This window comes from Plesiomonas sp., assembly GCF_051652165.1.
In the GTDB taxonomy this organism is placed as follows: Bacteria; Pseudomonadota; Gammaproteobacteria; order Enterobacterales; family CAMTGL01; genus Plesiomonas.
Map to the genome: position 1 here is coordinate 264,431 of NZ_JBOFTR010000016.1, position 16,059 is coordinate 280,489.

Annotated in this window: 11 protein-coding genes; 6 read left to right on the forward strand and 5 right to left on the reverse strand. The window is 40.2% G+C overall.

The genetic code is table 11. The annotated features are described in order from the left end of the window. Positions 1–481 precede the first annotated feature (481 nt). Both ACRC53_RS10830 and rimO read left to right on the forward strand, forming a co-directional pair. The gene (locus ACRC53_RS10830; RefSeq protein WP_438643419.1) at positions 482–1,708 is read left to right on the forward strand and encodes a GGDEF domain-containing protein; all 1,227 of its coding nucleotides are present in this window, start codon (positions 482–484) and stop codon (positions 1,706–1,708) included. Positions 1,709–1,816: 108 nt separating this feature from the next. After that, positions 1,817–3,130: a 30S ribosomal protein S12 methylthiotransferase RimO gene (gene rimO, locus ACRC53_RS10835; protein ID WP_438643420.1), complete on the forward strand. Its 1,314-nt coding sequence runs from the start codon at positions 1,817–1,819 to the stop codon at positions 3,128–3,130. A gap of 238 nt (positions 3,131–3,368) precedes the next feature. Here the strand turns inward: rimO and ACRC53_RS10840 are convergent, their stop codons facing one another. The 3 genes from ACRC53_RS10840 to zwf all read right to left on the reverse strand — a co-directional run bounded on the left by ACRC53_RS10840 (position 3,369) and on the right by zwf (position 6,653). Continuing rightward, the gene (locus tag ACRC53_RS10840; protein ID WP_438643421.1) at positions 3,369–4,199 is read right to left on the reverse strand and encodes an SDR family oxidoreductase; all 831 of its coding nucleotides are present in this window, start codon (positions 4,197–4,199) and stop codon (positions 3,369–3,371) included. A 125-nt stretch (positions 4,200–4,324) separates the two neighbouring features. Then, complete coding sequence (pgl, locus tag ACRC53_RS10845; RefSeq protein ID WP_438643422.1) at positions 4,325–5,032, reverse strand: 6-phosphogluconolactonase; 708 nt, start codon at positions 5,030–5,032, stop codon at positions 4,325–4,327. Between the two features lie 151 nt (positions 5,033–5,183). After that, the gene (gene zwf, locus ACRC53_RS10850; RefSeq protein ID WP_438643423.1) at positions 5,184–6,653 is read right to left on the reverse strand and encodes a glucose-6-phosphate dehydrogenase; all 1,470 of its coding nucleotides are present in this window, start codon (positions 6,651–6,653) and stop codon (positions 5,184–5,186) included. Between the two features lie 332 nt (positions 6,654–6,985). Here zwf and ACRC53_RS10855 point away from each other — a divergent pair, with 332 nt between their 5' ends. Further along, positions 6,986–7,834 (forward strand): MurR/RpiR family transcriptional regulator, encoded by an 849-nt coding sequence (locus ACRC53_RS10855; RefSeq protein WP_438643424.1) that lies wholly within the window; start codon positions 6,986–6,988, stop codon positions 7,832–7,834. Between the two features lie 257 nt (positions 7,835–8,091). Further along, positions 8,092–9,534, forward strand: a complete 1,443-nt coding sequence (pyk, locus tag ACRC53_RS10860) for a pyruvate kinase (RefSeq protein WP_438643425.1) — start codon at positions 8,092–8,094, stop codon at positions 9,532–9,534. A gap of 205 nt (positions 9,535–9,739) precedes the next feature. Here pyk and ACRC53_RS10865 read toward each other — a convergent pair whose 3' ends face one another. Beyond that, entirely contained in the window at positions 9,740–11,002 is a 1,263-nt protein-coding gene (locus tag ACRC53_RS10865; protein WP_438643426.1) for a polysaccharide deacetylase family protein, read from the reverse strand. A gap of 146 nt (positions 11,003–11,148) precedes the next feature. Continuing rightward, on the reverse strand, positions 11,149–12,108 hold the full coding sequence (lpxM, locus tag ACRC53_RS10870) for a lauroyl-Kdo(2)-lipid IV(A) myristoyltransferase (RefSeq protein WP_438643427.1): 960 nt from the start codon (positions 12,106–12,108) through the stop codon (positions 11,149–11,151). Between the two features lie 299 nt (positions 12,109–12,407). Between lpxM and ACRC53_RS10875 the strand changes: the two genes are divergently transcribed. Then, positions 12,408–13,064, forward strand: a complete 657-nt coding sequence (locus ACRC53_RS10875) for a DUF4377 domain-containing protein (RefSeq protein ID WP_438643428.1) — start codon at positions 12,408–12,410, stop codon at positions 13,062–13,064. Positions 13,065–13,487: 423 nt separating this feature from the next. Further along, positions 13,488–16,040 (forward strand): bifunctional diguanylate cyclase/phosphodiesterase, encoded by a 2,553-nt coding sequence (locus ACRC53_RS10880; protein ID WP_438643429.1) that lies wholly within the window; start codon positions 13,488–13,490, stop codon positions 16,038–16,040. The last annotated feature ends 19 nt before the right edge of the window (positions 16,041–16,059 follow it).

Sequence of the window (16,059 nt, forward strand, 5' to 3'; positions counted from 1 at the left end):
ATGTATAAGTGCAATACCTATGTTATAACGCATTACGCTTATAGTGGTATAGTCTGCATGTCTCCATATTGCTAACACAGTAATCAATGCCGCAGTGTATACTGGCGGCATTTTTTTAACTCACCAACCAAACATACACTATCTATAAAGTATAGATATCAACACGTATTTTTTGTACTCATGTGCTCTATTTTATACATCTTCAATCAAATCAACGTAACACTAAATAGTTATCAGCACAATTTCCTAAAAATTTTATTGCCAGCTAAGTACTATTAGCGGCCAAATATGCATTTTTTTACACATTAATTTAATATCACACACATTACAGTATGCGCCATTAATTAATATGAAAAAAAATACTCATGCAATGTATTGAATATCACGTATGAATAGTTATAAATTTCTGGTTTTTATTACTGTCTTTGCTATTAGCAATCTTTTTTTCTATGTTTCTCAACGTGAGGAACATATTTATTACATGCATCAGTTATATAATGAGATCAACACCCAGTATATGCAAATGTATGCATTAGTAAGAAAGTTAAATGTTGTTTATGCAAATGCTGACTTTATTGATGCTGCTGAGGTGAAAAAAACAGAGCTCAATGATAACGATAAAGCAAAATTGATTATATTAAATAACAACTCAAAAATACCGCTATTGCAATCAACTTTAAATAAAATCAATGAGAAATTAAAAAAAGAGAGTGACAATAATATTATTTCATTATCACTCATTCAAAAAAATGGTGATTATGCTTATTTCTTTCCTTATAAAACTTATTATAAAGAATTTATGGAAGCCGCAATAAAGCAATCAACCTATATTAATGCTATTAATACATTAAATCTTCCTGAATCATTTGATGATAGCTTTATCACTTGTGACATAAGAACCTCAGAGATATATACAGAAGATTACTCCTTAAAAAAAATGCAAAGTATCTTTATGCCGATTTTCTTTAAAGATAAACTCGCTGCTGTTGTTATTGTGGACCTATCACCCTCTTTTATTAAAGATAAAATAAATGCATTTAATAAAGAGTATAACTCAAATATTTATTTAAGCCAGTCAGGGCTTAAAATGAATATTTTATGCAACCAAGAAACATACCATCTAAGTTACTCAGCATTATCATTTAATACATTATTTAATTTATTATTTAGTCTATTTGTATCATTCATATCTACTGTTCTCTTTCACTCATATATAAAACTAAAAGACTCTGCATATACTGATGGATTAACACAACTTTATAATAGACACTATTTTTTATCTAAACAAAAAAGTCTTAAACAGCGTTACAGTATTATTATTATTGATATTGATAATTTCAAAAAAATCAATGATACCTACGGCCATTATGCTGGCGATCAGGTATTAAAAACGGTTGCAGAACGAATTAAAAACAATGCCCGTCAGGATGATTTACTGATCCGCTGGGGCGGTGAAGAGTTTGTACTGATTGTTTATACAACGAATGAAAGTGCAGTCAATACTCGAGCAGAAAGCATACGACAAGCTATTGCAGACAAACCAATAGGAAAACATGCGGTAACAATCTCATTAGGTACATGTGTTGCTAAAGCTGATAGCCATTTTGATACCGTTTTCCAGCAGGCAGACATGGCACTTTATCACTCAAAAACTCATGGTAAAAACCAAGTAACTGCGGGTCATTGTTCTGTTAAAATAGAAGATTAATCAAAACCTATCGATGAATAAGTCGATCACTTGCGTGTTTAGGTAGCTTGTTATGCCACTTAACGCTATAATCGCGACCATTTTTTGATGAGTTTTTGAACAGGCACTATGAGCGAAAAACGTATTGGTTTTGTGTCACTGGGTTGTCCGAAAAATTTGGTCGACTCTGAGCGTATTCTGACTGAGCTGCGCACTGAAGGTTATCATGTTGTCCCTAGCTATGAAGATGCGGACATGGTGATTGTAAACACCTGTGGTTTTATCGATAGCGCCGTTCAAGAGTCGCTTGAGGCAATTGGTGAAGCATTAAACGAAAACGGCAAGGTCATTGTTACCGGCTGTCTGGGTGCAAAGCAGGACCAAATCCGTGAAGTGCATCCAAAAGTGCTTGAAATCAGCGGCCCGCACAGTTACGAGCAAGTGCTCAGCCATGTGCACAAATATGTGCCAAAACCTGAGCATGACCCGTTCACTAGCCTTGTGCCTGAAACCGGCGTTAAACTGACGCCGCGCCACTATGCATATCTGAAAATATCAGAAGGGTGTAATCACCGTTGTACGTTCTGCATCATTCCGTCTATGCGCGGTGATTTAGAGAGCCGCCAGATTGGTGCGGTACTTGATGAAGCAAAACGCTTGGTGGAAGCTGGTGTAAAAGAGATCTTAGTGATCTCACAAGATACGTCGGCATACGGCGTTGATGTTAAGCACCGTACCGGTTTTTGGAATGGCCAACCGGTAAAAACCAGTATGCTCTCATTGTGTGAGCAACTAGCTAAACTCGGTGTTTGGGTACGCTTGCATTATGTTTACCCATATCCACATGTTGACGATGCGATCCCATTAATGGCAGAAGGAAAAATCCTGCCTTATTTGGATATTCCGCTCCAGCATGCCAGCCCGAAAGTGCTAAAACTGATGAAACGCCCAGGTTCAGTTGAGCGTACGCTTGAGCGCATTAAACGCTGGCGTGAAATCTGCCCAGAGTTAACACTACGTTCAACATTTATTGTTGGCTTCCCCGGTGAAACTGAAGAAGATTTTAACTTGTTACTCGATTTTTTGCGTGAAGCACAAATCGACCGCGCAGGTTGCTTTAAGTACAGCCCTGTAGAGGGTGCAGCCGCAAATGAACTGCCTGAGCAAGTACCTGAAGAGATCAAAGAAGATCGCTGGAATCGCTTCATGCAGCTGCAACAAGAGATCTCAGCACAGCGCCTGCAAAGCAAAATCGGCCGTGAAATTATGGTCATTGTTGATGAAGTTGACGAAGAAGGTGCGGTAGCCCGTAGTATGGCCGATGCACCGGAAATTGATGGTGCTGTCTATCTCAACGGTGTCACCGATGTAAAAGCCGGTGATATCTTGCGAGTCAAAGTTGATCACGCTGATGAGTATGACTTGTGGGCAAGCCAAGTATAATACTGGCGCTAACAGCGGTATAAGCTGCTATATACCGTAAAATGTACCGTGCAATGTTTGAGCCCTCAAGCTATCTGAGTGCTCGATCTCATAGAGCAATACCGTAAAAAAATCCCCAGATCTTTTAATCGAAGGTCTGGGGATTTTTGTCTCTCGTACTCATCACCTACTGTTCACTCACCTATAAGCAGTATCAGTAAGTCACTGTTTCACATCATATGATTTAAAACAGTATGCTTTAAAATAGCATAGTGAACGGGTCTGGGTAGTGATACGTAAACCCTTGCTCACGGCAGATTTTATTACCATTGATAATCCGCGAACGGCCAGCCAGATCGGGCAAAAAAGTGGGCGCATCAAGCCCCAGATTTTTCGCTATCTGCGGGTAAAATACCGAACGAATGGGATGCTCTGGCGCACACAAATTGTAGGTTCGCCCTTCCGGTAAACGACACTCAATCAGCCGTGAAATGGCCGTAATGCAGTCATCAAGATGCACCAAATTCACACCCTGCGCACCTTCCGGCAGATTTTGTTTTCCGGCTAAAAAACGCCCCGGATGCCGATCGGGGCCCACCAACCCTGCACAGCGTAGCACATCTATCCGTATATTGGGCAAGCCATGCAACCAGAGTTCCAGCTCATACAGCTCACGTGCAGAGCCAGTTTCCGGATAACACGCTGATGATTCATTTACCTCACCCGATATTTTACCGTACACCGAGGTCGAACTGATAAAAATCAGATGCTTAACCTGATTAGCCAGTGCGCTGTCAACCCAGTTTTGTATGGCCTCAAGATAAAACTGTGCGCGGTAATTTTTACGGCCAGGCGGAATATTCACCACCATAGTATCAACGTTCAGCAGCGTATCGAGATCAGTATCATCACACTCAATCTGCGGATTAAGGTTGAGTAAGTAGCTTTCGATACCACTTAGCTGCGCCGCTGCCACCCCGTCTGCCGTTGTTTTACTGCCCACTATCGCATAACCGGCTGACTGTAGATGCATAGCCAGTGGCATGCCTAACCAGCCCAAACCGATAATCGAGATTTTCTTGTTATCCATACTCTTATCCCTCAATAACACTCTTAAACGCGTTGGAATAAGCACTGGCCTGCGTACAAAGTTGCTGTTTTTTTCATATCAACACCTACACAACAAACCAGCCTGATAGACAGGCGCACCTGCATTTATGCAGTCCAGAATACCGAAACCGGAGTCTGCGTTTGCGCCAATATTGCCCGTACCGGCATCGTATTCACATCAGAACCCTGCATAGCCGCATCATACACACTGCGCTTGCCCTCTCCGACCACATGCACATAAATCTGACGGCTATCAAGCAACGCAGGCAGTGTCAGCGTAATACGGTCTAATGGCGCAGTTAACGGCGTCATCCCCATACAGACTTTGCCTGAATCCATATCCAGTGCTGCCGCCAGATTATCAGCACCAGGAAACAGTGACGCAGTATGCCCGTCATCACCCATTCCTAAAATCACCGCATCAAACGGACGCGGAAAACCGGCTAAACGATCGGCAGCCAGATCTGCACCTTCAAACGGCGTAGCACAGCTATTTTTTAACCCACAAAACGTCGCTGCCGCCGCATAACCCTGCAACAGATGCGCTTTAACCAGTTTCTCATTACTAGCCTCATCATGCTCATCTACCCAGCGTTCATCGGCCAGCGTGATAAACACACAAGACCAATCAATATCAACCTGTGTTAATGCACGAAATAGCCCTGTTGGTGTACGCCCACCTGAAACAACCAAACTGGCAGCGCCCCGCTCGGCAATGCCCTGTTGTAGCCTTTCAACGATACGTGCAGCTAATTGCTGATTGAGTACTTCTGCTGACGAAAACTCACACCATTGCGGCCTAGCCGTTAACATAATGAATCCTTATCTCTAATGGACATAAGCATAAAACAACCACTCAATATCATGTAAAGTGACACTTTTACTCTTACTGTATTATGCATAACTTTATATAATGCATAATATTGATACTGTAAAAATGCCACTGTTGAATAAACACAGAGCGTTATGCGTACTCACTCCATGAGCGGCCATCACGGGCGATCATCGCAATAGAGGCTACCGGCCCCCATGTTCCTGCCTGATACGGCTTTGGTGGCTCATTATCTGCCGCCCATGCCTGAATAATTGAATCAGCCCATTTCCACGCCTCTTCTACCTCATCACGGCGAACAAACAGCGCCTGAATACCGCGCATAGCCTCTAGCAACAGGCGCTCATACGCATCAGCAATATGCTCTTCACTGAACGTATCACTAAAACTCAGATCCAGCTTTGTAGTTTGTAAACGGTGCTTATGATCAAGACCTGGCACTTTATTGAGGATCTGAATCTCAATACCCTCATCAGGCTGCAAGCGAATAGTCAGCTTATTCGGTGGAAGATCTTTATACGAATCGCTAAATAAGTTTAATGGTGGATTCTTGAAATACACCACAATTTCAGAACATTTTGCCGGTAAACGCTTACCCGTGCGCAGATAAAACGGCACACCAGCCCAACGCCAGTTATCAATATCCACACGAATAGAGACAAAAGACTCGGTCGCACTGCTCTTATTTGCGCCCTCTTCTTCCAGATAGCCCGGAACTTTCTGCCCTTGCACAAAGCCCGCCGTATACTGGCCGCGTACCGTTTTTTCATTCACGTTGGTATGATCGATACGGCGCAGAGCGCGCAGAACTTTTACTTTTTCATCACGAATACGGTCAGATGTCAGATCAACAGGTGGCGACATCGCAATCATGGTTAAAATCTGCAACAGGTGGTTTTGCACCATATCGCGCATCTGGCCTGCTTTATCAAAATAGCCCCAGCGCCCTTCAATACCCACCTCTTCAGCAATGGTGATCTGCACATGGTCAATCGTGCGATTATCCCACTTAGAAGCAAAAATTGAGTTAGCAAAGCGCAATGCCAGCAAATTCAGAACCGTCTCTTTACCCAAATAGTGGTCAATGCGGTACACCTGAGACTCATCAAAAAACTCAGCTACACCATCATTAATAATTTGGGATGAAGCCAAACTAGTACCAATTGGCTTTTCCATCACTACACGATTAGGCTGGCGATTTAAGCCTACCGCAGCCAACCCTCGGCAAATGGCAGGATAAGTTAATGGTGGCATTGCAAAATAGTTCACCATCACACGTTCTGCGTGATTATCTAGTGCCACTAATTGTGCAAAATCAGCTTCGTTATTTACATCTAAATTACAAAAATGCAGACGTTGGCTTAATGTTCCCCACACAGCAGGATCAACCGCCTCTTTTTGAAAGGTCATCAGCGCATTGTGAACAAAATCAACATACTCTTCTTGTGTCCACTCGGCACGGCCAACACCAATAATCCGTGAATCTTGGTGTAACAGCCCTGCTTTCTCTAGTTGATACAAAGAAGGCAGTAGTTTACGACGAGCCAGATCCCCCTTTGTTCCAAACAGAACCAGATCACAGGCTTGTGCTTTTGATACCATTATGTTGTCCTCAAACTGGTTGTTGCTCGTGGTGTTATTTTTTTACTATACCCTCTAAGCAACTTATTTTACGCAAGAAACTAATTCAAGGAAAATACGCTAATATTAGCCTCAGAAGCAATGGAATAATCTCTAAATAAACAGATAATTAGCGGCTTATGCAACGGTGTGGTTTTTAGACTTTAATCATATTCTGATGAAATAGTACGAACATTCATAGGTTGACTCGCTGTAAAGCCCCCACCTCTGGTAGTATATTTCCAACACACTCTCGTGATTTTATTGAGAGATACAGGGATTTTCGTAACACTAAAACATGACGTGGTATTCGCATGAACACACTGGACAAAATCCAGAAAAGCCTAGAGAACTTTAGTAAATCAGAACGAAAAGTGGCTGAAGTCATTCTTGCTTCACCGCAAACGGCAATTCACTCAAGCATTGCCACGTTAGCGAAAGTAGCGGATGTGAGTGAACCAACGGTAAACCGTTTTTGTCGCCGTTTAGATACCAAAGGCTTCCCTGATTTTAAACTGCACCTCGCCCAAAGTTTGGCGAATGGCACACCCTACGTAAACCGTAATGTCGAAGAGGATGATGCAGCAGAAGCCTATACTGCAAAAATTTTCGAATCGACTATGGCCAGTCTGGAAGTGGCCAAAAACAGTTTAGATACGCATGCAGTAAACCGTGCGGTTGATTTATTAACACAAGCGAAGAAAATTTCCTTTTTTGGTTTAGGATCATCTGCTGCCGTAGCGCATGATGCCATGAACAAATTTTTCCGCTTCAATGTGCCGGTTATCTGGTTTGATGACATTGTCATGCAACGCATGAGCTGTATGAACGTAAACGAAAACGATGTCATTGTGCTGATATCGCATACTGGCAGAACCAAGAGTCTGGTTGAAATTGCTCAGTTAGCCCGTGAAAATGAAGCCACTGTCATTGCGATTACCTCTGAAGATTCACCGTTAGCCCGTGAAGCCTCACTTGCTTTAACACTCGATGTTCCTGAAGATACCGATGTTTATATGCCAATGGCCTCACGCATTGCACAACTGACGCTTATTGATGTACTTGCCACCGGCTTCACATTACGCCGAGGAGCTAAATTCCGTGATAACCTCAAGCGGGTAAAAGAGGCCCTGCGTGACTCGCGCTTTGAAAAAGGGGCATAAGCCTGATATAACTAAAGCCCACTGAATGATTATTCATAAAAAATGTCGTTATTACACACAAACAGCATGAAACAACTAATGCAGGTTTCATCGAAAGTGCGATAATAAGTTAATAATTAGGTACAAGATTACCGCACAGTCTTTCTCTTCATATCAGTATCATACTGTGCATGTGCATTATTGCATTTCTGTTCACCATTACGGTGTTCTTTGCCATATTTGGCATACCGTACAGTGACTATTTAACGGAGTTATCCATGTCCAGAAGGCTCAGAAGAACCAAAATCGTTACCACACTTGGCCCCGCAACTGACCGCGACAATAATCTTGAAAAAATCATTGCCGCCGGTGCTAACGTTGTTCGTCTAAACTTCTCTCACGGTACAGCAGAAGATCACCTTGCTCGTGCAAATAAAGTGCGTGAACTGGCAGCAAAACTGGGTAAACATGTTGCGATATTAGGCGATCTTCAAGGCCCTAAAATTCGTGTATCTACCTTTAAAGAGGGTAAAATCTTCTTAAATGTAGGTGATAAATTCTTGTTAGATGCCGAATTACCAAAAGGTGAAGGCGATAAAGAGCACGTTGGTATTGACTATAAAGGTCTACCAAATGATGTTGTACCCGGTGATATTTTGCTGCTTGATGATGGCCGAGTACAACTGAAAGTCCTCGATGTTCAAGGGCTAAAAGTGTTCACCGAAGTAACCGTTGGTGGCCCACTCTCTAACAATAAAGGCATCAATAAACTCGGTGGTGGTCTGTCTGCAGAAGCTCTGACAGAAAAAGATAAAGCTGACATCATTACTGCAGCTAAAATCAATGTTGATTTTCTGGCTGTCTCTTTCCCACGTACAGGGGAAGATCTGAACTATGCTCGCCGTTTAGCACGCGATGCCGGTTGCCATGCTAAAATTGTTGCTAAAGTTGAACGTGCTGAAGCCGTGGCAACTGATGAAGCCATGGATGATGTGATCCTAGCCTCTGATGTTGTGATGGTTGCCCGTGGCGATTTAGGTGTTGAGATTGGCGATCCAGAGCTGGTTGGCGTACAGAAAAAACTGATCCGCCGCGCACGTAGCTTGAACCGCTCAGTGATCACCGCAACCCAGATGATGGAATCCATGATCACCAACCCGATGCCAACCCGTGCAGAGGTAATGGACGTTGCCAACGCCGTACTCGATGGCACTGATGCAGTCATGCTGTCAGCCGAAACAGCCGCAGGCCAGTATCCAGCAGAAACTGTTGCAGCCATGGCACGTGTCTGCTTAGGTGCAGAGAAGATGCCAAGCATCAATGTCTCTAACCACCGTATGGATCGTACCTTCGACAATGTTGAAGAAACTATTGCGATGTCAACCATGTATGCCGCTAATCATCTGCAGGGTGTGACGGCTATCATTGCCATGACGGAATCTGGTCGTACTGCGCTGATGATGTCACGTATCAGTTCTGGTAAGCCAATTTTTGCTATGTCACGCCATGAAACAACCCTCAATTTAGCTGCACTGTATCGTGGGGTAACACCGGTATTGTTTGATACCCATATTTCAGGCCATGAAGCAGCAAAAGAAGCGGTCTCTATTCTAAAAGATAAAGGCTTTTTGATGACTGGTGATCTGGTTATGGTCACACAAGGTGATGAGATGGGTGCTATTGGCAGCACGAATACTTGCCGTATTTTGCGTGTTGAGTAATGTGTTTATAAAGTAAACAGGCGGTAGCCTATCGTATTGTGTGGTTTTACATAATGTGAAATACCACTTATACAGAAATATCTCTTTATCACGTAAAAAAGCCACGAAACTATCGTGGCTTTTTTTATTAAATAAGGGTCTTGTTATCACCTACTCTAATACACCCGTTATCTTATTACTTCTATCGTCTCTCTTTCGGCATTGTTTAATTGCGAATTTTATCAGCAAAAACTTGTACTGGATCAGTACGGAAAACATACAAGCGTTTTAGCGTATATGGATTATCATTAGGTTTTACTTTTCCTTGCTCAGTTGTTACCGCTAAATGATAACCTGCCTCTTTTGCAGCTTTAATCGCCATTTTATTATAACCACCAAAAGGATATGATAAATAATCAACATGATAGTTGTATTTACGTAACACTTTCTTTGAGCGTACAAAATCACGATAAATATTATGATATGATTTTGATAACAATACTGGATGTCTTAATACACGCTTATGCATGAAATGCGTGTGTGACTCTATCTCAAATACATCTTGCATTGCATCAATTTCTTGAAAACTCAAAAATTGTAATGAATTAGCATCCCAGGGTTGAGGGAAGTACTTAATCCGTGATGAGATAATAAATGCAGTCGCTTTAAATTTATACTTCTTTAGAATAGGATAAGCATATTTATAGACTGATTTTAACCCATCATCAAACGTTAATACCACAACTCTGGCTGGTAAGTTAATTTTACCCTTAATATATCCTTCAAGATCTTCCATACTCACTGTTTGATAACCAGCCTGTTGTAAATAGGCCATCTGATTACTGAATGCAACATCTGATGTTGTTGTTGAGGTATGTCGAAATAATTTATTTTCTTGATTAGTCAATATATGGTGGAAAGTTAATACTGCAATGCCGTGATCAAGCTCAACATCACTTGCTTTAATATATTTTACTTCTCCGGCAATTCGAATAACATACCATGACACGTTATTACTATCTTCTATTTTATCCACAAAAGGGTAACGTAGCCCTTCACTTAAATAAGCAAAAACAGTAGGCTTATAGGATATTTCATTATAAATTGGCACAGCAGATTTAGTGATGATATTATCTAAAGCACGGTGTTGCTCTTGCTTCTCTTGTAATAACATCGTATCTAATAAACGATCAATCTTATCTTTTTTGACTATATTTAAATCTGACTGATGAATAATAGCAAAAGCATTACCAAAGTTAATTTGATAATCACCATTATTCACCGTATTAATATCAATGCTTTGACCTTTGTTTAATGTCAACACCTGCATTTCATGGCCAGCTATTTTTGCATATACTGGCGTTTTCGCTTCAGTAATTGCTTTAGTATATATTGCTGTCGTAGAAATAGCTGATTTTTCCGAAGCAACTGCTGCATTAAAGACAAGTTTTGTATTAGAAACAACAGAGTCAGAGTGCTCAACAGCCACAGCAGACGAACATAAAATTAAAAACACAAAGGCCAAAAGCCACGTTGAAAATCGCCGCGTAATCATAAATACATCATAATCAAAATAACAATAGTTTAGTACCCGTAAAAGTAGGGTTATCTTAACGGGTGAGTACAAGTTTTAGTTTATTGCTCATCATCTGAATAGGGGCTAGTGTCTCCCTCTTTACGGGTTTTTAGTAGCTTCAATATCCAAATATATTGCTCAGGGTTTGGCATCACTAAATGCTCAATCTCTTCATTCATTCTACGTGCCGCAGTCACATTATCGGCTTCTTGCAAATCATCCATTGCTGGGCGAATATGCATCTCAAATATTCCCTCTTTACTGTTATAAACCGGTAATAGTGGGATTACGGCAGCATTACAGACTTTCATCATCTTACCTAGCCCAGGTAACGTTGCTTTGTAAGTACTGAAAAAATCAACAAATTCACTTTTCTCTGCACCATGGTCTTGATCAGGCAAATAATAACCACAATACCCCTGACGCACAGAGCTTAAAAATGCTTTAATACCATCTTGTCTTGTGTGTAATCGGCCACCAAAACGCAAACGTACTCTATTCCATATCCAATCAATTAATATATCACGGTGTGGATTAAACATTGCTGCAATAGGCATGCCTTTCGATGCCATAATGATGCCAGGAAAATCAATTGCCCATGCATGAGGAACCATAAAAATAATGTTTCGACCGCTGGCCTTAACTGCATCAACATGCTCAAAACCGATAAATCGTGTACGAGAGTCAAGAAAACCTTTGCTGCGAATAGCCAATTCAGTCATTGCCAGCATTACTTGTGCCGCAGTCGAAAAAGTGTTGTCTATAAGCTCATTACGTTCTGTATCAGATAAATGTGGAAAACAATATCGCAGATTAATCTCTGCTCTATGGCGCTGTTTTTTTGCTTTTCTTCCGGCAAAACGCCCTATACGACCCGCTACAGCATCACGCAATTTATGCGGCAAAAAAGCCAGTAATGCGACAATAAACAATCCACACCACACCAGCCAATAACGAGGGTGTAGCATTGAGAGAGTAAACTTTGGTACATGCCCTGCGGCTTTTTTTTCACGAGTCATGTAAATTCCAACATCAATAAAAACCGAACTATAATAGGGATGATCTGTAATTTTGCAATTGCCACGTTGATAAGTGAACAAAAAATACGCAATATGGCTTTTCGCAATCTTTGTATCATCGATAAAGGCGACTGACTTTAGCACGCATAAATTCGGCTAATTATGCCAATAAAGGCTGAAATAGAGCCAATTTATTGCTATTTTTAGTGGCTACTACACTATTTTACTCACTAAAAACATCACCGTGAGTTCAAAACTGCACTGTGCATATTATTTTCTTTGGGAGTGTCACTTTTTTTATGCGTACTCATGCCTTAGCTTTACTGACTGTTAGCGCCCTTCTTGCTGGTTGTAGTTCAGTGTCTACCCCTCCAAATATTGAAGGTAACTGGCAGCAAGCTGATACATCAGCCAATATCAAACCAACCACTTTTGAAGTCAAAGATGGTCGTATGGCTGCATTTGCAGGGTGTAACCGTATGATGGGAATGGTTAGCGTTGAAAATGGCCACCTCATTGTTAAAGGTATGGCAGCAACAATGATGATGTGCCCACCAGAAGCCATGCAGCGTGAACAAGCCTTTACTGAACTACTCAACAGCAAACCTGCAGTGAAAGTAGCAGGTAATACACTGACACTGAGTAATGGCAATATGCAATATCAGTTTATCCAACAGCCTTCTATGGCTGATGGTGTGACTAAGTTTATCTATGTTTCTGCTGATCGCAAACCGTGCACTGGCGTAGCACAACAAACTTGTCTACAAATCCGAGAAACAAAAGATGCACCGTGGAGTAACTACTACGGCACTATCGAAGGTTTTGAGCCTGAGCCTGGTATGTCTTATCGCTTACGCATTAAAGAGTTTGATGTAGCCAACCCTGCTGCTGATGCCTCTTCTAAACGCTGGATTTTAGATATGATTGTTGAAACAGCAGTTGTAAAACCTGAATAACGAGTGTCTTAACAGATTAGTTTTTAAGATGATATCGTAATTCAGCATTTTATATCGCATGCGCAATTAGTTGTGTATTTTTATATATGACTAATTGCTTTTTACCACAACAAAACCCTAATAAGATCCAGCCTTACCTATATATAAAACCATTTGCTTACACGTTATTTTTATACCTTTCATTTGCTATTGATATTTTCATTGATACTCTTATTAATAATAATGTCGCATTTTTTCCATTATAGTTTATTATTCATTAGATTCTATATCGCATTGAAACACATTGATATTGTTACTCTGTATTAACAATATCCGTTATGGTTTATTTATTATATTGTATTAATATTTAGCATTTGATTTTCTCAATATCACCTACGTCATTACGAATTTTAAATAATTATTCACTTGGTCTGTATTTAATCTATGAAGCTATCCGGTTCTCTCTCATTAAGGCTGGTTATTACCCTACTCTTTTTTATCGCAATAAGTGCGATTCTTGGCGTATCAATGCTCGTACAGTATCGCAATGCAAGCGAAATGGTCAAAGAGCTAAGTGAAAAAATAGCATCAACACGTGCTCAGTTAGTTAGCGATGATCTGGATAATTATTTAAAAGCACCACTACAAGCTAATACTGTTATCGCCATGAGTATTCATGCCACTGATAACATTGACACCCACAATTTAATATCATTCTCACCGACACTCTATAATACAATCCATGATCTTTTTCCAAATACACCACAGTTGAGCTTTGTTGCAATAGGTACACATAATGGTAACTATGTAGGTATTAGCCGTGAAATGGTGAAAAACAAATATGCACTCACGTTAAAAGACAGTAATACAGACAATGAACTACGCTTTTTTACTGATCTGAGTATACAGTCACCTATTCTAAGTCAGTTTAAAGGTTATGATCCACGAACACGCCCTTGGTATAGAGAGAGTGCAGCAAAAAAAATATCATTATGGAGCAATGCATACTATGACTATCACACACATCATGGTATTACAATCTCATACTCAACACCTGCCTATGACAAAAACAATCAGTTTATTGGTATTGTTACCTCAGATATAAAACTAAATAGGTTTAATCAATACTTAAAAACAACTGCTACAAATGATCACTCCATCGTATTGATTTTAAATAAAAATAACCAGATTATCTCACACTCAACTGACGAAAAAATAGAGCAACAAAACGCAATTATTGATTTGTCTTCAATGGAAAACCCAAATTTATTAACTCCAAATACCAGTGCAGACTCACGAGTACGAGCTGCGGCCACTTTTATTGATCAAAATAAATCAGGTTCATATACTTTTAAAATAAAAGGAGAAACCTACTTTTTACGCATGATGGGCGTAGGCCAAGCTATTCAACTTGATAACTGGAAAGTTGTTGTCATTGTGCCAGAAAGTGAGGTTATTGGTGGTTTATACGGTGATCGAGAAGAGATGTTGCTATGGATTATTGCTATTTTTGCTAGTGGCGTTACTTTAACATGGTTTGCACTTTCAAAAATTACCACACCGATTATGAATGTTGCCAAAACAGCACGCTTACTGACTCAACAAAAATGGCAACCTGTTAAACACGACCGTTTCGAACTCAAAGAGATTAGACGACTCAATGATGCTTTCAATGACATGTCGAGTTCATTGTCTAATGCATTTAATCAACAACAACACCTCATTGAGCATGACCAAAATACAGGCTTACTCAACAAAGCTGGATTAAAGCAGTGGTTAAAAACTCATTTATCATCCGAAGAAAATAGACTACAAGGTTTATTACTACTGAGTATCAATAATATTGATGCAATTAAAAACAGTATGGGAGATGAGAGTTTAAATGCGTTATATCGTGTTGTTGCACAAAAATTATTAGCCTTTGCTAAGAATATATCAGACAGAATATTGGTTATAAAAAGCTCTGACAATGGGTTTATGTTGGTCTATGTTGATCCAAATCCTACGATTGACAGTAGCTTACAATGCTATTTAGCTCTTTTTACCGAATCACTCCAAATCTATAATGATGATGTACTGATAACTACCAATATAGGTTGTGTACTTGAGCCGTTTGGAGTTATTGATTTAGCCAATGCTTATATTCAAGCCAATATTGCACGTTTGGCCGCAAAGAAAAAAGGCGAAAACACGGGTGTTATTTATGATAAAACATTGGCTGATAATGTAGGGCTATCCACTCAAATACTCACCCACTTAAACAGCGCATTAGAAAACAATGAGTTATATCTACATTATCAACCTATTGTTGATTTAAAATCAGGGTTAACCGTAGGTGCTGAAGTGCTTTTACGCTGGCAATCAGCATCATTGGGGGTTGTTAGCCCTGATCAGTTTATTCCTATTGCCGAACAATCTGGGTTAATTTTACCTATTGGATCATGGACATTAATGCATGCTTGTAAAGCAATTGCGGATAAAATTAAATATCAACAGTGGCCAACTGATTTTGAACTGCACATTAATATCTCTGTACGACAAATAATCCAAACTGATTTTATTGCTGTTGTAAAAAAAGCACTGATACACAGTCAACTTAATCCGGCTAATCTCACACTAGAGTTGACTGAGTCTATGCTTATTGAAAACTTTCATTTTATTGAAGAAAGGTTGCATATATTACGCAACATCGGTGTAAAAATTGCGCTAGATGATTTTGGTAGTGGTTATTCAAGTTTAGCGCACTTGCACCAGTTAACCTTTGATTGTCTAAAAATAGATCGAACATTCGTTAGTGGGTTACTCAATAGTGCAGGCAGTGATCGTATCATCAACTCCGTCATTCAACTTGCTAATAGTTGCCACGTTCCCTTAGTTGCTGAAGGTGTTGAAAATGCAGAAGAAGCGTCTCGCTTAAAGCAACTTGGAGCTAAAAAAGCACAAGGGTACTATTTTGGTCGGCCTATACCACTAGAAGAGTGGAAACTTAATTTGTGATACACAAAGTTACGTAAAC